This is a genomic window from Fodinicurvata fenggangensis DSM 21160, assembly GCF_000686045.1.
Taxonomy (GTDB): Bacteria; Pseudomonadota; Alphaproteobacteria; order Kiloniellales; family DSM-21159; genus Fodinicurvata; species Fodinicurvata fenggangensis.
Genome location: NZ_JMLV01000001.1, coordinates 506,917 through 528,115 on the forward strand (window position 1 = coordinate 506,917; position 21,199 = coordinate 528,115).

16 protein-coding genes and 4 tRNA genes are annotated in these 21,199 nt (G+C 58.2%); 5 read left to right on the top strand and 15 right to left on the bottom strand.

Annotated elements, in window-relative coordinates; translation table 11 throughout:
* Positions 1–71 precede the first annotated feature (71 nt).
* Entirely contained in the window at positions 72–512 is a 441-nt protein-coding gene (locus BP38_RS0102410) for a hypothetical protein (RefSeq protein WP_026986422.1), read from the bottom strand.
* A 186-nt stretch (positions 513–698) separates the two neighbouring features.
* Between BP38_RS0102410 and BP38_RS0102415 the strand changes: the two genes are divergently transcribed.
* Positions 699–775, top strand: a tRNA-Met gene (locus BP38_RS0102415).
* Between the two features lie 54 nt (positions 776–829).
* Here BP38_RS0102415 and BP38_RS0102420 read toward each other — a convergent pair.
* Positions 830–1,708 carry an AEC family transporter gene (locus tag BP38_RS0102420; protein WP_026986423.1) on the bottom strand — a complete coding sequence of 293 codons (879 nt, stop codon included), beginning with the start codon at positions 1,706–1,708 and terminating at the stop codon, positions 830–832.
* A 172-nt stretch (positions 1,709–1,880) separates the two neighbouring features.
* Between BP38_RS0102420 and BP38_RS0102425 the strand changes: the two genes are divergently transcribed.
* Complete coding sequence (locus BP38_RS0102425; RefSeq protein ID WP_026986424.1) at positions 1,881–2,498, top strand: flavin reductase family protein; 618 nt, start codon at positions 1,881–1,883, stop codon at positions 2,496–2,498.
* Between the two features lie 31 nt (positions 2,499–2,529).
* Here the strand turns inward: BP38_RS0102425 and BP38_RS0102430 are convergent.
* The 12 genes from BP38_RS0102430 to BP38_RS0102485 form a co-directional block, all read right to left on the bottom strand.
* Positions 2,530–2,605: transfer RNA gene (locus tag BP38_RS0102430), tRNA-Val, on the bottom strand.
* 136 nt (positions 2,606–2,741) lie between these two features.
* Positions 2,742–3,014 (bottom strand): HU family DNA-binding protein, encoded by a 273-nt coding sequence (locus BP38_RS0102435; protein WP_022727140.1) that lies wholly within the window; start codon positions 3,012–3,014, stop codon positions 2,742–2,744.
* Positions 3,015–3,234: 220 nt separating this feature from the next.
* Complete coding sequence (gene lon, locus BP38_RS0102440; protein WP_026986425.1) at positions 3,235–5,643, bottom strand: endopeptidase La; 2,409 nt, start codon at positions 5,641–5,643, stop codon at positions 3,235–3,237.
* 142 nt (positions 5,644–5,785) lie between these two features.
* Positions 5,786–7,051 carry an ATP-dependent Clp protease ATP-binding subunit ClpX gene (gene clpX / locus BP38_RS0102445; protein ID WP_026986426.1) on the bottom strand — a complete coding sequence of 422 codons (1,266 nt, stop codon included), beginning with the start codon at positions 7,049–7,051 and terminating at the stop codon, positions 5,786–5,788.
* A 175-nt stretch (positions 7,052–7,226) separates the two neighbouring features.
* Positions 7,227–7,892, bottom strand: a complete 666-nt coding sequence (gene clpP / locus BP38_RS0102450) for an ATP-dependent Clp endopeptidase proteolytic subunit ClpP (protein WP_026986427.1) — start codon at positions 7,890–7,892, stop codon at positions 7,227–7,229.
* 117 nt (positions 7,893–8,009) lie between these two features.
* Complete coding sequence (gene tig / locus BP38_RS18615; protein WP_081816402.1) at positions 8,010–9,677, bottom strand: trigger factor; 1,668 nt, start codon at positions 9,675–9,677, stop codon at positions 8,010–8,012.
* Positions 9,678–9,725: 48 nt separating this feature from the next.
* Positions 9,726–9,810, bottom strand: a tRNA-Leu gene (locus BP38_RS0102460).
* Positions 9,811–9,901: 91 nt separating this feature from the next.
* Positions 9,902–12,280, bottom strand: coding sequence for a thiamine pyrophosphate-binding protein (locus BP38_RS0102465; protein ID WP_035723155.1), 2,379 nt, complete (start codon positions 12,278–12,280; stop codon positions 9,902–9,904).
* A gap of 175 nt (positions 12,281–12,455) precedes the next feature.
* Positions 12,456–12,722, bottom strand: coding sequence for a hypothetical protein (locus BP38_RS0102470; protein ID WP_026986429.1), 267 nt, complete (start codon positions 12,720–12,722; stop codon positions 12,456–12,458).
* 89 nt (positions 12,723–12,811) lie between these two features.
* On the bottom strand, positions 12,812–14,323 hold the full coding sequence (locus BP38_RS0102475; protein WP_051608876.1) for a bifunctional ADP-dependent NAD(P)H-hydrate dehydratase/NAD(P)H-hydrate epimerase: 1,512 nt from the start codon (positions 14,321–14,323) through the stop codon (positions 12,812–12,814).
* 22 nt (positions 14,324–14,345) lie between these two features.
* On the bottom strand, positions 14,346–15,965 hold the full coding sequence (locus tag BP38_RS21610) for an SPOR domain-containing protein (protein WP_026986431.1): 1,620 nt from the start codon (positions 15,963–15,965) through the stop codon (positions 14,346–14,348).
* Between the two features lie 234 nt (positions 15,966–16,199).
* Positions 16,200–16,276, bottom strand: a tRNA-His gene (locus tag BP38_RS0102485).
* Between the two features lie 137 nt (positions 16,277–16,413).
* Between BP38_RS0102485 and BP38_RS18625 the strand changes: the two genes are divergently transcribed.
* The 3 genes from BP38_RS18625 (at position 16,414) to glnA (ending at position 19,650) form a co-directional block, all read left to right on the top strand.
* On the top strand, positions 16,414–17,607 hold the full coding sequence (locus BP38_RS18625) for a pyridoxal phosphate-dependent aminotransferase (RefSeq protein WP_035723157.1): 1,194 nt from the start codon (positions 16,414–16,416) through the stop codon (positions 17,605–17,607).
* A gap of 216 nt (positions 17,608–17,823) precedes the next feature.
* Positions 17,824–18,162, top strand: a complete 339-nt coding sequence (locus BP38_RS0102495) for a P-II family nitrogen regulator (protein WP_022727151.1) — start codon at positions 17,824–17,826, stop codon at positions 18,160–18,162.
* Positions 18,163–18,240: 78 nt separating this feature from the next.
* Positions 18,241–19,650 (top strand): type I glutamate--ammonia ligase, encoded by a 1,410-nt coding sequence (gene glnA, locus BP38_RS0102500; RefSeq protein ID WP_026986432.1) that lies wholly within the window; start codon positions 18,241–18,243, stop codon positions 19,648–19,650.
* Between the two features lie 242 nt (positions 19,651–19,892).
* Here glnA and BP38_RS18630 read toward each other — a convergent pair whose 3' ends face one another.
* Positions 19,893–21,194 carry a cytochrome c gene (locus tag BP38_RS18630; RefSeq protein ID WP_035723160.1) on the bottom strand — a complete coding sequence of 434 codons (1,302 nt, stop codon included), beginning with the start codon at positions 21,192–21,194 and terminating at the stop codon, positions 19,893–19,895.
* Positions 21,195–21,199 lie beyond the last annotated feature (5 nt).

The window sequence follows — 21,199 nt, forward strand, 5'->3', positions numbered from 1 at the left end:
AACCCAATAACGCGCCTGAGCCGGATTGTTCAACGCCAAAGCTGCGCCGCACACCCGGAATCGCGCTCAACTCACTCATCACGAATCGCAAATATTTCCCATTCCCCGATGGAGCGAACGGCCAGCATGTACTCTCCGGGATCCAGGGTTTCGGAACGGCCTTCGCCTCGGCCGATCTGGTTGCCGACAATACCGATCAGCTCACCCGTAAAGTCCCGCAGCTCGATGGTCATGATGCTGCCCTCGCTGGTCCAGCGAAGGTGCCATTCCTCTTCGGCGGAGAAGACCTTGCTGTCGAAATCATCCTCACCGGCGATGTTCAGGATGGTTTCATCGTCCGTAGCCACAATATTGCCGGACTCTGCCTCGCCTTCCACGATCTTGTCATAGCACTGCAAGCGCTCGGTCGCGTCTTCGATCATGCGGCAAGCTGTCAGTTTGCTTTCGAGTTCTTCCGCCAGAAGCGTCCCCGGCACCAACATGAGGCCGAGGATCAGAGTAAGATATTTCATTAGACCTGCCAGTCGTTCATTGTCTGCCTGAAGGATATATAACCTTACAGCGGTTAGATTAACCCCCAATTTACGAATTCCGGAAAAGGGTCTGCCGATATAGAGAAAAAATCAAAGGTTTTCCCTCCATACAGCATTCCTTTGCTTGACGTTCGGGAGGGCATTTTCTATAGGGAGTCTCCCTTCGGCGGGGTAGCTCAGTTGGTTAGAGCAGTGGAATCATAATCCACGTGTCGGGGGTTCAAGTCCCTCCCCCGCTACCAATCTAGAGGCTGTCGGATCAAGCATCCGGCAGCCTCTTTGCCTTCCAGGCCCCTTCAATTGGTCAAGGCCCAAAGCAGGGCCGGCAAGAAGACAAAACTCATGACGGTCGAAAAAACGACCATGCCGGCCACATCGGCAGCGCTGCGCCCAAAGCGCTCGGCAAAAAGATAACTGTAAACAGCCACAGGCATCGAAGACTGAAGCACCAGAACGTTCCGTTCCAGCTCCGGCAAACCCAACAGGTGACTGACCAGCAAGCCCGCTGCAAGCCCGCCCCCCATGCGCAGAACCGAAAGGGATAGGCCGCGCTTCACGCCCTGCAAGGGCAGGCGCGACAAGGACACGCCGAGTGTGAGCAGCATCAAGGGTATGGTCATTCCGCCCAACAGATCGACGGTATTCGAAACCCATACGGGCAGCTGCAGATCCCAGACAATCAGGGCCAATCCGACAGCAACCGCATAGATGACCGGCAAGCGAAGCAGCTCGCGCCAGGCCAGGCTGCCCCGCGCCACCGTCAAACCGAGCGTGAAATGCCCAATCACGTTGACCGTGAAATAGACGATCGCCAGGGCCAGTCCGGCCTCTCCAAAGGCAAAGAGTATGAAAGGCAGGCCAAGATTTCCCGTATTGGGGAAGATCAGCGCGGGCAGGTAGTCCCGCAGGTCCAGGCGCGCCAGCTTGAGGATAACGGCCGCCCCGAATGCCACCAAAAGGGTCACCAGGACGGTGGCCAGGGCGATCTCGCCAAAAGCCTCGGGGTCCGGGCGAGTCTGATCGAAGGTTCGGATCAACAGGCACGGCGTTCCGATATACATAACGAGCGCCGTGATCTGCGAGTTCTCGAAAGGCCAATCCTTGCGCCCCCAGACATAGCCGAGGGCGACGCAAACAAGGATGGGAGCAATGACGGAGATCAGCGGTGCCAGCATGAAGATGGAACAATCGTGAAAAGTCTGGGACGAACGGTGGGTCTGTTAGCTTGCCAATCGCAAAGAGACAACGCCCGCGTTCGCCTTTTCCCGGATGGCTGCTATGCTTGCCTTGGAGTCACAGCGTCCCCAAGGCGGATGCTTCTGGTATTTCTGACAGACAGGATGGTTCATGTTCTACAAGGCAGGCCAACACAAGGAAGCCGGTTTTTCTCACGATCCCTTCAAGGCGCTGGTCGCACCCCGCCCGATCGGCTGGATTTCAACGCTCAACAGCTCTGGCGGCGTCAACCTGGCTCCCTACAGCTTCTTCAATGCCGTTGCCTCATCTCCCCCCATCGTCTTCTTCGCCCCAAACGGCAAGCCCCGGCAAGGCGGCGTTAAGGACAGCCAGGCGAATGCGGAGCGAACCGGGGAGTTCGTGGTGAATCTGGCCACCTGGGACTTGAGAGAGGAGATGAATCAGACGTCCGCCGCCCTGCCCTCGAGCGAAGCGGAACCCGAGCATGCCGGCCTGGAAATGTCTCCCAGCAACCTTGTCGAGCCGCCGCGTGTCAAACGCTCTCCGGTCAGTCTGGAATGCCGCTATCTGCAAACCCTGGAACTACCGTCCGGTTCGGAAGTGACAGACAACTTTGTTGTCTTCGGCGAAGTGGTCGGACTTCATATCGCCGATGATCTGGTCGACTCCAAGGGTATGGTCGATATCACGAAGGCAAAGCCGATCGCCCGACTCGGCTACATGGACTATGCCGTGATCGAGGCCGTCTTCAGCATGCAACGGCCCTGAGGCCGCTTCCAAGTCCGATAGAGGACTGGAATGGTGGGCGGTGACGGACTCGAACCGCCGGCATCCACGGTGTAAACGTGGCGCTCTACCAACTGAGCTAACCGCCCTTCCCTGGGGCCTCGAAGACCTGCAGGCCAGGATGGGCCTTTTTCGCGCTTCGAAACCGATTTCTCAAGAAAAAAACCGGTTATTCAGGCGGAAGCCCAGAATAACCGGTTTTTTGTAATCACTGATACGGCTGTATCAGTTAACAGCGTCTTTCAGACCCTTGCCAGCCTTGAACTTCGGCTGCTTGGACGCGGCGATCTTGATCTTCTCGCCGGTGCGTGGGTTGCGTCCTTCAGATGCTGCACGGTGTGCCACCATGAAGGTTCCGAAACCGACCAAGCGAATTTCGTCCCCCTTCTTGAGAGCAGCCGTAATGGAATCGAATACGGCATCGATAGCCTTGGCACTGTCGGCTTTCGACAGCCCCGTGTTGTCGGCTACAGAAGCCACGAGATCGTTTTTGTTCACTTAACCCCCCTTCGGTGATCTGTGAAGTCCTAAGGAAATGTCGCTTAGGTAGTCCGGCACTCTAAACAGCGCCAATACGTCACGTCAATGTGGAAAGCCGCAGTTACCGCCGCTTTTGGCCCTAAAAATAGGGGCGCGCCCCTTTCGGAACGCGCCCCTTGTCTGAAGATTCTAAAGGACGTGATGCATTTTATCCAAGTTTGCATCACAATCTGCGATTTCAATGGGTCAGCTGGTCGCCGATACCTTCTTCCGTAGCCTTGTGGGCAACCGGATCCACCTCATCACTCTCGGACCACTCGATCGGTGTCAGTTTGCCCGTGAGTGCATGTTCGAGGATGTCATCCACGGTCCTGCAGGAAATGATGGTCAGGTCCTCCTTCACGTTCTCGGGAACGTCAGCCAGGTCCTTCTCGTTTTCCTGCGGGATCAGCACCGTCTTGATGTTGCCGCGCAGGGCCGCCAGGAGCTTCTCCTTGAGTCCACCAATCGGCAACACACGACCACGCAGTGTCACCTCACCCGTCATGGCCACGTCATGGCGCACCGGCACCCCGGAAAGCATGGAGACAATAGCCGTCACCATGGCCACACCGGCAGAAGGACCATCCTTCGGAGTCGCACCTTCCGGCACGTGAACGTGAATGTCCTTCTTCTCGAAGATCGTGGGCTTGATGCCGAATTCTGCGGCACGGCTCTTCACATAGGATTCCGCTGCCTGGATCGACTCCTTCATGACGTCGCCAAGCTTGCCGGTGGAAACGACCTTGCCCTTGCCACGCACCGTGACAGCCTCGATGGAGAGCAGCTCGCCGCCAACTTCCGTCCAGGCCAGGCCTGTGGCAACGCCTGTCTGATCCTCCTGATCAGCTTCTCCGTAGCGATAGCGCCGGACACCGGCATAATCGCCCAGGTTATCAGGCGTGACCTCAATGACCTTCTTGTCGGTCATCGCGACCTCCTTGACCGCCTTTCTCAGCAGTCCGGCCAGTTCGCGCTCAAGGTTCCGCACGCCTGCTTCGCGCGTGTAATAGCGGATCAGGTCACGCAGGGCATCGTCCGAGACGCTCCACTCGCCTTCCTTGATGCCATGGACCTCGAACTGCTTGGGCAAAAGGTGGCGCCTGGCAATCTCGACCTTCTCGTCCTCGGTATAACCGGGAATCCGGATCACTTCCATGCGGTCCAGCAGCGGCTGCGGCATACGCAGCGTATTGGCCGTCGTCAGGAACATGACGTCGGACAGGTCGTAGTCGACCTCGAGGTAGTGGTCGTTGAAGGAATTGTTCTGTTCCGGATCCAGGACCTCAAGCAGGGCCGAGGAAGGATCGCCCCTCCAGTCAGCACCCAGCTTGTCGATCTCGTCCAGCAAGAACAGTGGATTTGAAGACTTCGCCTTCTTCATCCCCTGGATGATCTTGCCGGGCATGGAGCCTATGTAGGTGCGGCGGTGACCGCGGATTTCCGCCTCGTCACGCACCCCGCCCAGGCTCATGCGCACGAAATTGCGCCGAGTCGAGGTCGCCACCGACTTGCCGAGCGAGGTCTTGCCGACGCCCGGAGGACCGACAAGGCAAAGGATCGGTCCCTTGACCTTCTTCATGCGCTGCTGCACGGCCAGGTATTCCAGGATGCGCTCCTTGACCTTTTCCAGGCCATAGTGATCACGGTCCAGGATCTCCTGCGCCCGATCGAGATCGATCTTGGCGCGGGTCGGCTTCTTCCAGGGGATCGAAACCATCCAGTCCAGATAGTTGCGCACCACCGTGGCTTCCGCGGACATGGGGCTCATGTTCTTGAGCTTCTTGAACTCCGCCTGGCACTTCTCGCGCGCTTCCTTGCTGAGCTTGGTCTTGCGGATCTTCTCCTCGAGTTCAGCCATTTCGTCACGGCCGTCCTCGCCTTCGCCAAGCTCTTTCTGAATGGCCTTCATCTGCTCATTCAGGTAGTACTCGCGCTGGGTCTTCTCCATCTGCCGCTTCACGCGGTTGCGGATGCGCTTTTCCACCTGCAGGACACCGATCTCGCTTTCCATGAAAGCATAGACCTTTTCCAGGCGGTCACTGACCGTCGATGTCTCGAGTAGTTCCTGCTTGTCCGGGATCTTGAGGGACAGGTGCGAGGCGATGGTGTCCGCCAGCTTGCTGGGCTCCTCGATCTGGTTCACGGACACAAGCACTTCCGGCGGGATCTTCTTGTTCAGCTTGATGTACTGCTCAAACTGACTGACCACCGTCCGGGACAGGGCCTCGGATTCCTTGTCCTTCTCGCCCTCTTCCTCGATGGGGTCTGCAACCGCCTCGAAGAAATCGGCATTTTCGGTGAAGTGCGAGATCTTGGCACGCTGGCCACCCTCGACGAGCACCTTGACCGTCCCGTCGGGCAGCTTCAGCAGCTGCAGGACGGTGCCGACGGTTCCCGTGGCGTAGATATCCGAAGGTGTTGGGTCGTCCTGCGAGGCATTCTTCTGGGTGACAAGCAGAATCTGCTTGTCGTCCTTCATCACGTCCTCAAGGGCACGCACAGACTTCTCGCGCCCTACGAAGAGCGGCACGATCATGTGGGGGAAAACAACGATGTCTCTCAGCGGCAGAACCGGGAAGACATTGCCTTTTGATAATTCGAGCATCTTACCTCTTCAGCTCCGTGCTACCAGCCGCGGGCGGCCTGGTTTCACGGCCATGTTGGTGGTCTCACTTGGAACCACAGATTGGCCGAAAACCGGTTAGTTCAAGGCCTTGAAAAAACCGCCTTGAAAACAGGTCACCCTGCTATGCACTCGAGCCGACATCTTCGCGGCGATCCGCATAGATGTACAGCGGCTTGCCGCGTCCATCGACCACCTCGCGATTGATGACGATCTCTTCGACATCTTCAAGCCCAGGCAGGTCATACATGGGATCCAGAAGGATGCCCTCCATGATCGAGCGCAGACCACGTGCACCGGTCTTGCGCTTGATGGCCTTGTCCGCGATACCCTTCAGCGCATCTTCGGTGAACTGAAGACTGACATCCTCCATGTCGAAAAGGCGCTCATACTGCTTGACCAGGGCATTCTTCGGCTTGGTCAGGATCTCGATCAGGGCATCCTCGCTCAGGTCCTCAAGCGTTGCGACGACCGGCAGGCGTCCGACAAATTCAGGGATCAGACCGAATTTCAGCAGGTCTTCCGGTTCCACATCATGCAGAATGGCGCCCGTGGAGCGTTCCTCCGGAGCCTTGACGTCTGCGCCAAAGCCCATGGCCGATCCGCGCCCGCGCTCACTGATGATCTTGTCCAGGCCTGCAAAGGCACCGCCCACAATAAAGAGTATGTTTGTGGTATCGACCTGGAGGAATTCCTGCTGCGGGTGCTTGCGGCCACCCTGCGGCGGCACCGAGGCAACGGTGCCTTCCATGATCTTCAGAAGGGCCTGCTGCACGCCCTCGCCCGAGACATCCCGGGTGATGGACGGATTGTCCGACTTGCGGCTGATCTTGTCGACTTCGTCAATATAGACGATGCCGCGCTGGGCCCGTTCTACATTGTAATCCGAAGCCTGCAGCAGCTTCAGGATGATGTTCTCGACATCCTCGCCAACATAGCCGGCTTCGGTCAAGGTCGTGGCATCCGCCATGGTAAAGGGCACATCCAGGATGCGCGCCAGCGTCTGTGCCAGCAGTGTCTTGCCGCAACCGGTGGGGCCGATCAGCATGATGTTCGACTTTGTCAGTTCCACATCACCGCTTTTCTGGCCATGAGCCAGGCGCTTGTAGTGATTGTGGACCGCAACGGACAGAACCCGCTTCGCGTGATCCTGCCCAATCACATAGTCGTCGAGCACCGACGATATGTCCGTCGGAGTTGGGACCCCATCCCGGGACTTGACCAGCGTCGACTTGTGCTCTTCGCGGATAATGTCCATGCACAACTCGACGCATTCATCGCAGATGAACACGGTCGGTCCCGCAATGAGCTTGCGCACCTCATGCTGGCTCTTCCCGCAGAAGGAGCAGTAGAGGGTATTCTTGGAATCTGTGCCGCTGGATTTACTCATATCAACCGTTTTGCGTCTCTCTTCAGCTAAATCATGTTAGACAGACGCGCGCCCGGCACACAACGTCAAAAAAAGTGAACCCGGCGCACCATACTTGCTCCAAGCATAGCCCTATTCGTCTATCCAAACAATTAACGTGGTTCTTGAATCCAATCTGTGAAGAGCTGTAACTCGATCAGCTATCGTCGTCCTTCTGATCCTCAGCCTTCTTGTTCTCGGCTTCCTGCGGCACTTCCCGCTTGGAGACCACATCGTCTATGATACCGAAATCCTTGGATTCTTCAGCGGTCATGAAGCGATCGCGTTCCATGGCCTGTTCCACCGTTTCCAGGGGCTGCCCGGTATGGTCGGCATAGATCTGATTCAAGCGCGCCCGGACCGCCAGGATCTCCTTGGCGTGAATCTCGATATCCGTGGCCTGCCCCTGGAAGCCGCCGGAGGGCTGATGAATCATGATCTTCGAATTCGGCAAGGCGAATCGTTTCCCGGGGGCACCCGCCGTCAAGAGCAGGGAGCCGGCCGAAGCCGCCTGACCAACGCAGACCGTGGAAATGTCCGGGCGGATGTACTGCATGGTGTCATACATGGCCAGGCCCGAGGACACGACACCTCCCGGCGAATTTATGTAGATCGCGATATCCTTGGTCGGATTCTCGGATTCGAGGAATAGCAGCTGCGCGCAGACCAGGGTGGACACGGCGTCATTGATCGGCCCCGTCACGAAGATGATCCGCTCTTTCAGCAGCCGGGAATAGATGTCGAAGGCGCGTTCCCCGCGGTTTGTCTGCTCGACAACCATGGGAACCAGCGTGTTCATGTAAATATCCTGAGGGTCGCTCATCGCTTCAGCACCTTCCGGTCAAATGCTTAAAATCTTGCCAACTGTAGTGCGACGAATTGGGGAGGCTGCACCACAGCGATGCAAGCCTCCCCTTTTGCGCCGGTCATTTCAAGCGCTTCACGCGCTTTCGGATGACGTCTTCTTGCTCGAACTGGATTTGCTGCTCGAAGCCTTGGAGGCGGTGGATTTGGAAGAAGAGGCCTTGCTGCCCGCGGCCTTGCTTGTCCCAGTTCCCGCCTTGGAGGCTGTCGATTTGGCAGCTGTGCTCTTCTTCGAAGTCGAGGCCGACTTCTTGGTCGTGGTGGCTGCTTCGCCCTCGCCTTCGGATTCATCCTTCTTCGTGGACTTCGACTTGGTGGACGCGGCTTTCTTGGCCGTTCCCGAAGATGCGCTCTTCTTGCCAGAGGATGAATCGCTCTTGGATTTCGTTGCCTTGGCTTTCTCTGTCTTTTCAGGCGAGTCCTGACTGTCGAACTCCTCGCGAAGCTCGTCCGGCGTCACGCTGCGCTCCGCCACCTCGGCCTGGTCCAGTATATGATCGACCACCTTCTCTTCCAGAAGCGGACCACGCAGGTTTGCAACGGACTGCGGGTTCTTCTGGTAGTGCTCGAAAACTTCCTGTTCACGACCCGGATACCGCTGGGCTTCCTGGATCAGGGCCTGTTGCAACTCTTCCTGGGCCACGTCGATCTCGTTCAGGCGCCCGACTTCCGAGAGCAACAGGCCGAGGCGAACGCGGCGCTCGGCAATCGCCCGATATTCGCTCTTGAGCGTTTCCTCGTCCTTCTCGGCGTCCTCTGGATCCAGGTTGCCGGCTTCCTTGTCCTGCTGCAGTCGGTTCCAGATGGCCTCGAACTCCATATCGACCAGGCCGTCCGGCACCTCGAAATCATGACGATCGGCCAATTCATCCAGAAGCTGGCGCTTGACCAGAGTACGGGACAGAGACTGATATTCACCGCCCAGATGCTCACGCAACTTGGACTTCAGGTCTTCCAGGTCCTCTGCGCCATAGCTCTTGGCCAGTTCATCATCGATGTCGGCCGGCGTTGCGTTGAGGATATCCTTGACCTTGACCTGGAACACGGCTTCCTGGCCAGCCAGCTTCTCGTTGCCGTAGGCCTCCGGGAAGGTCACCTTGACCTCGGCCTCGTCCCCCTTGTTCTTGCCGATCAGCTGGTCCTCGAAGTCGCCGACAAAGGCGTTGCTTCCAAGCTCCAGATGATGGTCCTCGGCCTCCATGCCGGGCAGGCTCTCACCGTTCACCGACCCCTTGAAGTCAATGACCAGAACATCGCCTGACTGTGCGGGGCGCTCCTCGCTCAGGGGCTCGGTCTTCTTCTGCTGCTCGGCCAGACGCTGCAGGGCTTCGTCGATCTCGTTATCCGGGATATCGACCTTCAAGCGCTCCAGCGAAATCTTCGTGAAATCGGCAGGCTCGATCTCGGGCATCACTTCCAGCTTGATGCTGTATTCGAGATCCTGGCCCTCGTCATAGGAGGTGATCTCGATCTGCGGCTGCATGGCCGGCCGCAGGTTGCGCTCCGTTATGGCCTGCTGAGAGGAATCATTGACCGCTTTCTCGAGCACCTCGCCCATCACGGCCTGGCCATAACGCTTGCGCAGGAGGCTTTCGGGCACCTTTCCCGGACGGAATCCCGGCAGCTTCACTTCGTCTTTGAGCTGTTCCAGGCGTGCCTGAACCTTTTCTTCGATATCGGCGGCGCTCAGGACAACCTTGTATTCCCGTTTCAGGCCGTCGGCGCTTGTCTCGGTTACCTGCATGAAAAAAGAGGCCTCTTGATGTTATGATGAAAGTTCGACCCAACAGATTGGTGCGGGCGGAGGGATTTGAACCCCCACGGGTCTCCCCACTGGTACCTAAAACCAGCGCGTCTACCAGTTCCGCCACGCCCGCCAGGCCAAACCCGGCGGGCTATCCGCCCACCGCGGTCGGCGGTCTATAGCACAAGTGTTTTCCTGCGAACAAGGACAGCCGCAGAAAGCGATCAAGTCTGGCGATGCCTGGACAACAGGGCCGCTGCACAGGCATCGATCAGGGCAGCTTCGTCCAATCCGTAATACCGATAGAGATCCTGCAAATCTCCCGATTGCCCGAAATGCTCAACCCCGAGCGCCTGGACACGATGGCCGCGTACGGCCCCCATCCAGCCCAGCGTTGCAGGATGACCGTCCAGCACCGTGACCAGAGCGGCATCCCGCGCAAGCGGCGCCAGGAGGTCTTCCACATGGGCCGTGGCCTCAGGATGCCCCTGCTGACGGGCCTGCTCGGCTGCCGACCAATCGGCATTCAGGCGATCCGCAGAGGTCACGCAAAGCAAGCCCGCACCGGGAACATCCTCCTGCACAGCCTCCCAGGCCGATTGTGCTTGCGGGGCGACGGCGCCACTGAAGACTATTGCCAGTTCCGCGCCCTGGTCCGGCTTCTTCAGCCAGTAGCCGCCCTGAATGATTTCCTCTTCCAGTTCAGGCGCCATGGTTCGTACCGGCTGCTCGAGGCTGCGCGTTGAAAGGCGCAGGTAAACGGATCCACCGGTTTCGTCGCGAAGCCAACTTTTCGACGCGTCTCCCTCGGGTGCGACCCCCTGCCCGTCGCGCTGCAGGTAATCGAGTGACCACCGCAAAATCACGGCCAACTCATCGGCAAAAGCCGGCTCGAAACTGGCAAGACCATCCTGTGCCATGCCAATCAGCGGTGTGGACACCGATTGATGGGCGCCTCCCTCCGGAGCAAGCGTGATGCCCGAAGGGGTGCCGACAACGATGAAGCGCGCATCCTGGTAACAGGCATAATTCAGGGAATCGAGGCCGCGCTGGATAAAGGGGTCATAGAGCGTCCCGATCGGGAACAGGCGACTGCCAAACAGGCTGTGGCTCAAGCCAAGCGCTGCCAGCAGGATGAAGAGATTGTTTTCGGCGATCCCCAATTCCAGGTGCTGGCCCTGGGGTGACATGCCCCAGCGTTGAGCTGAAACCACCTTCTCTTCGCGGAAGATGTCCTCCCGATCGTGCCGGTCGAAGATTCCGCGACGATTGACCCAGCCACCCAGGTTGGTTGATACGGTCACATCCGGCGACGTGGTAACGACCCGATCGGCCAGTTCGCTCTCGCTTTTGGCGAGATCGGCCAGGATTTTTCCAAAGCCCTCCTGGGTGGAAAGCTTTTCACCGGAAACCGCAATTGCATCATCGGGAACCTCCACATAAGGGGCGGAATAGCGCCGGGTGCCGCGCTGATTGAAAGGAACAGCCTCCAGGAAGGCGCGCAGCCTCTCTTCAGGCATGTACAGGCCGGCAAAGGGGTCCCATTCCTGGCCTTCCGGCACCTCCTGCCTTTGCTGGAAAACGGCCATCTGTTCACTATTCATCAGGCCGGCATGATTGTCCTTGTGACCGGCGAAGGGCAGTCCATAGCCCTTGATGGTATAGGCGATAAAGCAGGTGGGAAGGTCATCCTTTATCTCGGAGAAAGCTTCCAACACCGTCTCCAGGTCATGTCCCGCCAGATTCGTCATCAGATCGCATAGGGCGTCGTCATCCAGGGACTCGAGAAGCTCGCGAATTCCCGGCTCGTCGCCCAGGTCCGCCAGAAGGTGCTGGCGCCAGCCATCCGCTCCCTTGAACACAAGTGCTGAATAGAGCGAATTCGGGCAATCGTCGATCCAGCGGCGCAGAGCGTCTCCCCCGGGTTTTTGGAAGGCCGCCTCGAGCTTCTTTCCGTATTTCAGGGTCACAACCCGCCAGCCCATGGTCTTGAACAGCTGGTCAATCTGACCGAAGAGCCGATCCGTCACCACGGAATCAAGGCTTTGACGGTTGTAGTCGATGATCCACCAGACATCGCGGATGTCGTGTTTCCAGCCTTCCAGCAAGGCTTCGTACACATTGCCTTCGTCCAGCTCCGCATCGCCCACCAAGGCAACCATCCGGCCACGCTCGACCTTTTCAGGAAGCATCTGCTTCATGTCCAGGTAGTCCTGGACCAGGCTGGCGAAGGAGGTCATGGCAACGCCAAGCCCAACGGATCCGGTGGAAAAATCCACGTCATCGCTGTCCTTGGTGCGCGAGGGATAGGACTGCGTCCCGCCAAAACCGCGAAACTTCTTCAGGCTTTCCGTATCCTGGTTGCCCAGCAGGTACTGAATGGCATGGAAAACAGGACTGGCATGGGGCTTGACGGCAACACGGTCATCCGGCCCAAGCACCTCGAAGTAGAGCGCCGTCATCAGGTTGACCAGGGACGCGCAGGAAGCCTGGTGTCCGCCTACCTTAAGGCCATCGCGGCTGGGGCGGAGATGATTGGCGTTGTGAATCATCCAGCTGGACAGCCAGAGCACCTTCTGGCTCAGGGCCTCGAGACTGGCCATTCGGTCCTGGTCCTGGCCGGATGCTATTGAGTTGGATTGACTGGAAAGCGCTCTGCGCTTTGCCGTATCTGCAGACATGGCCCATACCCTGGATTATGTACTACCCAGAATCTACGGGACCACAGCACGCAGCCCTGTGCAAAAGAAATCACGCCCGAAGAGCTTCTCAGGTCTTTCAGGCCGTTCCCATCTCGTGGCGCAAAGGGAAGCGCTCCATGAACGAGGTCATGTTCAGCGTTCGCGAATCCTCGAACCAATCATAGGCTTTCTGCTGAACTTTTACTCGGAAGTGCACATGCTGGATACCCAGCCGGTCAGGCATTACGGAGAGAACACGGGCAGTCTCCACTACACCATTGGCCGGATGCGAACGATAGACACGTCCGGCTTCGATCTCGCTGGCCTTCAAGCGGCGTGAACTTTTGAAACCCATCAGGCTCATTGTTCGGCCCTCCTGCCTTGTACCCAAGGGGTTGAAACGAAGAGTCTTTCCTCGCTATCAAAGATGTGCCCGAATTCCTTGAAAAATCGTTAATCCCGTCCGTGCAGTCGTAAACGGCGCAGGAGCCTCGGAATGCCCTCGGGGATATCTTCGGATATCAACCCCGGTCCGAAGTTGATTGCGACTTCACCTTGTAACCAGACCACCGCCGCAGCAGCCTGAAAGGCATTCATTCCCTGGGCCAACAAACCCACTGCAAGTCCTGTCAGAACATCTCCGCTGCCCGCTGTCGCCAATTCAGCAGGGGCGTTACTGTTGATGACAGCCCGTCCATCCGGCGCTGCAATCACGGTATCCGGCCCCTTCAGAACAATGACAGCCCCGGACTCTCTGGCGGCCGTACCGGCTCGAACCAATCTGTTCCCCTCACAATCACCGAACAATCGGCGATATTCGCCATCGTGCGGCGTCAGGATTGTTGGCTGCACGCGCGTGATCTCGAAAAGGGCTTCGGGCCGATCCGAAAACATGCTGAGGGCATCGGCGTCCAGCACAAGCGGAATTCCGGCCCTATGTAGCGCCAAGACCTTGTCCCTGGTTTCTGTTCTCAAGCCCAGGCCTGGTCCGGCACCCGCAGCAGAATAGCGCCCATTCTCGAGAAGCAGGCTCAGGTCCGCGACAGCATCGCAACTCTGTACAATCAAGCTGGGACTGTCACAGCGATACACCATGGCGGCCTCTGACGATGCCGCAAGACTGACCAGCCCACTGCCGACTCGCAATGCAGCCCGCGCCGCCAGTCGTGCGGCCCCCGTCATGGTCTCGCCACCAAGTAGCAAGCTGTGCCCCGCATGGTATTTGTGGCCTTCCAAGCGACGCCATGGCCAGTCCTCAAGCCACAGTTCCGGTCCATTCTCCCAGAGGGTTAGTGAAAAGCGATCAAGCACTCTTTCCGGTATGCCGATATCGGCAAGGCGAACTTCGCCGCAATGCCCTCGCCCCGGATAAAGCAGGTGTGCAGGCTTCTTGCGGAAGAAAGTGACGGTCAGGTCTGCTTGAAGCGCGATCGACCCAACGGGTTGGCTGCTGTCTCCCCCGATGCCGCTGGGCACATCAACCGAGACCACGGGCAGGGTCGAACGATTGATGCGCTGTACCAGGTCTGCGACCTCCCCTTCCAGTGGACGCGACAGCCCGGCCCCAAACAAGGCATCGACCACCAGAGCGGCCTCTTCCAGCCCGGCATCCTTGAGGGGACGTATCTCACCCTGCCATTGGCTGGCATGCCATGCTGCATCCGGGGGCAACTTTCCGATCTGTCCCAGGGCCGCGATCTCGACCGGCCAGCCCGCATCCGCAAGGTGGCGTGCGATGACATAGCCATCGCCTCCGTTGTTTCCAGGACCACAGAGAACAAGGATCGGGCGTGGAGCCCAGCGTTCGAATATCGCCCGACTGACGGCGGCCCCGGCGTTCTCCATCAGCGCACGAGTGGAGACACCGAACTCCTCCGCCGCCTGATCCGCACGATAAAGCTCGGCGACCGACAGGACACACCTTCGCTTTGCGCTCTGGGGCAGCACGCTGGACACCTGTTTCATTGCCTTACAGCCGGATCTCGAATCACTGAACTTCGACCACCCGACAGAAAGCCTCACTGTCGCGGGATTCGATCGTTGCGCAAACCTCGCGCGCCTTGGCCTGCGTTTCATAGCCCACGGCGAGGACTCTCAGGAAGATTCCGGAGTCTGTTTGAACCTCACGGGTTTCATAGGTCAGTTCTGAAAGTAATTCCTGATACTTGCCAACGGCTTCTCCCCAAAGACGACGAGCGCCTTCCGGTGTAGCCATGGAGCCGAGCCAGAGTGCGTAATCAAACGTTTCATTGTTATCCGGTTGGTCAACCTGACTTTGCTCGGTGCCATTGTTCACACCCTCAGAAGGCTCAGCACTCTCCTGCCCGGCATCCTGCGCGGTGTCGTTTGCTTCTTTGGACGGTGCATCTGAAGGCCCTGTTGTCCCCTCATCGAAGAGAGGATCTGTGCCCGCTTCCTCCAAGCTGTCTGTCGAGATTGCGCCAGCCGAGTCCCGCCCTTCGGGAGTGTCCGGTGCTGGCTCCTTGGTCCGGGTCTCTCGTGCTTCCGCGCCCTCACCCACATCGTCCTGTTCAAGGCGGCTCATTCTTTCCGGGTAGAGCTCCACAGCGCTGGCGACGTTCTCTCCATCCGTCACTGGGGAACTACCGTTTTTTTTTACGTCTTCATCTTCACTGTCTTCTTCGGGAAGCTTGTTTGCGGGAAAGAGATTTCGTGCCGTGGTTTCAGCGTCAGGACCGGGAACCTCCTCACCCCCAACGACTTCCATTTCGCCGCTTTCACCGTTGTCATTGCTATCCACTGGTTCCGCTTGCTCGCTTTCGACAGCAATGTCCTGCTCATCCGGAGGCGCTTCAGCCTCCTCTGCTACATCCTCGGTTTTCGCTTCGGGGTCCGGCTCAGGTGCGTTTTCTTCCGTCTGCCCAAGCTCACTTTCCTCCAAGTCCTCTGGATCCGATTCCAGCGTCGTCTCCGGCTTCCGGCTGCTGACCCCACTCTCCCTGAGTTCCTGCACCTCGCCACTGGCGCGCTCATGACCTTGCGTTTCCGCCAATTCATACCAGTAAAGCGCATGCGCCCGGTTTTCATCGACACCGACACCAAGCCGATACATTTCGGCAAGTGCGAACTGGGATTCAGCCAGGCCGCTCGATGCCGACCTCTCGAACCATTCCGCCGCCTTGGTATGGTCCTGCTCCGTGCCCATCCCTTCATAGTATGCCAGGGCAACATTATACTGAGCCTGCTGGTGTCCGTTCTCCGCGGCGTCCAGCCAAAGCTGGAACGCCCGTTCCTCGCTTCGGGGCACGCCGTGACCCTGGATGTAGAGCAAGGCCAGGTTGTTCTGGGCATCCGCCAGGCCGGCTTCCGAAGCCAAGAGGTACCAGTCGGCAGCCTTTGTCAGACTGCGCATGACCCCTTCGCCACCATTCTCGTAAAGCTTTGCCAGTGCATATTGGGCCTGCACATCCCCTGCTTCCGCCAAGGGAAGCCAGATCTCTTCCGCCCTGGCGAACTCGTCCGCCTCATAGGCCTCGACGCCAGTCTCGTAGGTTTCTTCGGCCTCCTGTGCATAGCTGCCTGAGGCCCAGAGCAATAGGAGGGCCGCCGCAGCTGTACGAAGCAGGCCGTGAATCTGAGTGGACACCCCCGAAACTCCCCATTCTTGAATCCTGCCCGTGACCTTATCGGCACCTGCTAGTGTCAGCAAGATGAGAGGTTTGGCAGATTCATTTTCCGTGCATCAAGGGAGTGGAGAACCGAAAGCTGTTCAGGAAAACATGTGACGCGCGCGGACCTGCAGCACAGCAAACTGAATCACTCTTACCGGGAAACCCAATTGCAGCATATTCGGAATGTTAGGAGAAGATTTTTGGGGGGTTGGGGTGGCTGATGGGATTTGAACCCACGGCCTCCAGGACCACAACCTGGCGCTCTAACCAACTGAGCTACAGCCACCGCCGACCGCTTCGCGCTACGGCGAAAGGATGAGTGTGTTTACTCCTCTGCTCTCGGCGGCGTCAAGCACAACGACTTTAACTGATGGCTCGCCTCTGCCTAGAATGCACCAAGACCAGAATCAGGGAGACTTAAAGGTGCAAACTGTTGATTCACTGAATCGCCTTGGAACCGAAACCGCCTTTGAAGTGCTTGCACGCGCCAACGCACTTGCTGCCCAGGGGCATTCCATGATCAACCTCGGGATTGGGCAGCCCGACTTCCCCACCCCGCCGCATATTGTCGAGGCCGGCATCAAGGCTTTGCGGGACGGCCATCACGGCTATACGCCAGCCAACGGCATACCGGAATTGCGCGAAGCCGTGGCCGCCGAGCTGGAGTCCCGAGCCGGTCGACCACTGGACCCCGATCGTGTCCTGATCGTGCCTGGCGGCAAGGTGACCATGTTTTTTGCCATCACCGCATTCGGGGAACCGGGGGCCGAGATCATCTATCCCAATCCCAGTTTCCCCATTTACGAATCGCTCATAAACTATACTGGGGCCAAGCCGGTTCCCCTGATGCTGAAGGAAGAGGATGGTTTTGGCTTCAAGGCTGAAGACATCCTGTCCCTGATCACGGAGCAAACACGCCTGATTGTGCTGAATAGTCCGGCCAATCCCACAGGCGGTGTCGTTGCTCCAGAGGAAATCGAACGCCTGGCGGAAGGCCTCGAACAGCATCCGCAGGTGGCTGTTCTCTGTGACGAAATCTACAGCCGCATCCTCTACGGTGATCACAAACACGCCAGTCTTCTGGCCTATCCTTCGCTTTCGGAACGCATCATCCTGCTCGACGGCTGGAGCAAGACCTATGCGATGACGGGATGGCGACTGGGGTATTCCTATTGGCCAGAGTCGCTTGTCGCCAAGATGACCCGCCTGGCCGTAAACTCCTATTCCTGCGTGAATGCGGCAGCCCAGCATGCGGGACTGGCCGCCTTGACAGGGCCTCAGGACGAGGTGGAAAGGATGCGCCAGGCCTTCGATCAAAGGCGTAAGGCCATAGTCAGCGGCCTCAATCGAATTGAAGGCATCAGTTGCGTCGAGCCGGGGGGGGCGTTCTACGCCTTTCCCAATATATCCGCTACCGGATACACGGCGAAGCAGCTTGAGGAAGGGCTGCTTGAACAAGCAGGTGTTGCCGCAATTGCCGGCACGTCCTTTGGCGCAAATGGAGAGGGTTTCCTGAGGCTGTCTTATGCCAACAGCCTTGAGAATATCGAACGCGCCCTGGAACGTATCGAAAACTATCTTGCAGAGCCTCGTACCTCCCGTTCCGCATCCGCGTGATGGCACGGCCAGTCAGAGAAAAGAGCTTTGCGTGCTGATCAAAATTTGGGCACCCTGCCTTGTTTGCAGGCATATGGTTTCACTCCCATGAGGCAACACGCGCCATGGAAAGCTGAATTCCTGCGCCTTCCGAAGTTTGGCATGCGTCCTGCTTAGTACCTGGCAGCGGTGGCCGTGCGTTACCCTTAACCAATCGAATGGACAGTGAAGAGAGCCATGAAGAAAGTCGAAGCCATCATTAAGCCCTTCAAACTCGATGAGGTAAAAGAAGCCCTTCATGAAGTTGGCATAAAGGGGATCACGGTTACCGAAGCCAAAGGGTTTGGCCGCCAGAAGGGACATACGGAACTCTATCGCGGGGCCGAATATGTTGTCGATTTCCTGCCGAAAGTGAAGATAGAGGTCGTGGTAGATGACAATCTGGTCGAGCGAGCCGTCGATGCCATAATGGAAACGGCACGAACGGGCCGTATTGGCGACGGCAAGATCTTTGTCAGCTCCATCGATGAAGTGATTCGTATCCGCACTGGAGAGCGCGGCGCAGAAGCTGTCTGACGGCCTCCCCCCTGCTCAAAGGCACACCTGAACCAGAAAAACAGTAAGAAACGCTTAGAAAGAAAGGACGCAGACATCATGTCCGATGCAAATACCGTTCTCCAGATGATCAAGGACAACGACGTGGTCTACGTCGATTTCCGTTTCACCGACCCGCGCGGCAAGTGGCAACACCTGGCCCATCATGTGGATACGGTTGATGAGGAGCTCCTGGCGGAAGGCATCATGTTCGACGGCTCGTCTATCGCGGGCTGGAAAGAAATCAACGAATCCGATATGGCGCTGAAGCCGGACCTCTCCAGCGCTGTCATGGATCCCTTTGCAGCACAGCCACAACTCATTCTGTTCTGTGACATCCTGGATCCCGTGACAGGCCAGCCCTATAACCGAGACCCGCGCACCACGGCCAAGAAGGCGCTTGCCTACATGGGTTCGAGCGGCATCGGCGATACGGCAGTGATCGGTCCGGAAGCCGAGTTCTTCGTCTTCGACGATGTGCGTTATGCCGTCGACATGCATCACTCCTTCTTCCGCTTCAGCAGCGAAGAAGGCCCCTACATGTCCGGCGCGGAGATGGAGGAAGGCAACCTGGCCCACCGCCCCGGTATCAAGGGTGGCTACTTTCCAGTTCCTCCCGTTGATTCCGGCACGGACCTGCGCGCCGAAATGGTCAGCGTCATGAAGGAAATGGGCGTCCAGGTGGAAAAGCACCATCACGAGGTCGCACCTTCCCAGCACGAATTGGGCATCAAGTTCGACACCCTGGTCAAATGCGCCGACAACATGCAGATCTATAAGTATGTTGTTCACAACGTCGCACACTCCTTCGGGCGTACCGCAACCTTCATGCCCAAGCCGGTCTATGGGGATAACGGTTCCGGCATGCACTGCCATCTTTCCATCTGGAAGGACAACAAGCCGCTTTTTGCCGGGGATGGATACTCGGGCCTCTCGGAAACGGCGCTGTTCTTCATTGGCGGAATCATCAAGCATGCCCGGGCCGTGAACGCCTTCACGAACCCCAGCACCAACAGCTACAAGCGTCTTGTGCCAGGTTTCGAGGCTCCGGTCCTCTTGGCCTATTCTTCGCGCAATCGTTCGGCTTCCTGCCGCATTCCCTTCGGGGCGGGCCCGAAAGCCAAGCGGGTCGAGGTACGTTTCCCCGATCCCACGGCGAACCCTTACCTGGCCTTCACGGCCCTGTTGATGGCAGGCCTGGATGGCATCCGGAACAAGATTCATCCAGGCGATGCCATGGACAAGAATCTCTATGATCTGCCGGCGGAAGAACTGGAAGACATCCCCACTGTCTGTGGCTCTCTGCGCCAGGCACTAGAGGCCCTGGAAGCCGATCAGGACTTCCTGCTGGCAGGCGATGTTTTCGACAAGGATCAGCTGCGCGGTTACCTCGACCTGAAGTGGGAAGAGGTCTATGCCTTCGAGCAGGCCCCGCATCCGATCGAATACAAGATGTACTACAGCTCCTGATTTCCCTTCGGGAGCAACAATGAAAAGCGGGCCGCTCGAGTAGCGGCCCGCTTTCTATTTGGGGCTGTCCCAGACCCTTAAAGCCTGCCGCGATTAATCGATTTCTTATTCAGCGGCACTGAAGAAGTTGGTGCACTCCTGCTCGGTGAAAAGGTCACAGGCGATCACATCGCCGGAGGAAGGCATGCCTGCATGCCGTACATTGACTTTCTGATGGCCACTTCCCAGAGCCGTATCAACAATCAGTCGTGCGCTTCCCGACGCAGATTTTCGACATCGGAGGGGGAAACATCCGATCCCTGTCCGCCCCAGCGGGCGCGCATCCAGGTGGCCAGATCGGCAAGCTCTTGATCATCGAGCTTATCGGCAAAATCCGGCATCGGCTGCATGCGTTCCACGCCCGGAAAATCAAGCTCGGGGATGCCATGCAGCACCGTCTGGAGGAAGTTTCTGGGATCCTCCAGGCGCAGGGTGATGTTGGTGGTCATGGGCACGGCGACATGTGGTATTCCTTCGCCGGAGGCACCATGGCACCCCGAGCAGAGATTGAGGTAGGTTCCTCGCGCCGAGGCTGCAATTTCCGCCGAAACCTCGACAGGCTCCGGCTGCGGAGGCGGCTCCTCCGCCGCCGCGATATCATCAACATCGAAAAGATAGGCAGCCATAGCATCGAGATCTTCTTGGCGCATGTACTGCGTAGAGAAATGAACAACCTCGAACATATCGCCGGTCATCCCGCCCTGGGCCGAGACGCCCCTCTGCATGAAATGGGCGAGCGACGGTGCATCGAACCCCATGCGCAACAAACCCTCGCGGGTGACATCCGGGGCTTCCATGCCCTCGAGCACCGCCCCTTGCAGATAGGCGCTCTCCTTCATGCCCATCATGACGTTGCGCGGCGTGTGGCATTCACCGCAATGGCCGAGCGCATCCACAACATAGTGGCCGCGATTCCATTGCTCGGACCTGTCATCGCGGGCCTGGAAAGTGTCGCCTGGAAGATTGAGCAGATTCCAGAACCGCAACAGCCGGCGCATGTTGAACGGAAAGGTAAGCTCATTGGTCTTGTCGGCAACTGGCATCGGCTCACGCGACATGAGATAGGCATAGACAGCGTCGACGTCCTCCGGTGTCATCTTGCGATAGGAAACATAGGGCATGGCCGGATAGAGCGGAGCACCATGCTTGCCGACGCCGTCCCGCATGGCGCGATGAAACTCGGCACGCGTCCATTCGCCGATGCCATGCTCCTTATCCGGCGAAATGTTGGTCGCGTATATGATGCCGAAGGGTGTCTCGATAGGCAAACCGCCTGCCCAGGGTGCACCGCCCGGCGCTGTATGGCAGGCATAGCAATCGGCCGCCGTGGCGACATATGCACCACGCTCGGCCAACGCCTTTCTCTCGTCCGGCAATAGCGGTTCCTCGACCTCGCTGCCAACGACACTGGACTGAAAAGCACCGAAGAACACAGCCACGGCCGCGGCAAACATGAAGATGAGCACGACACCGGCCGTGTAGAAGACAACGAACCGCTTTTTCATTTCAC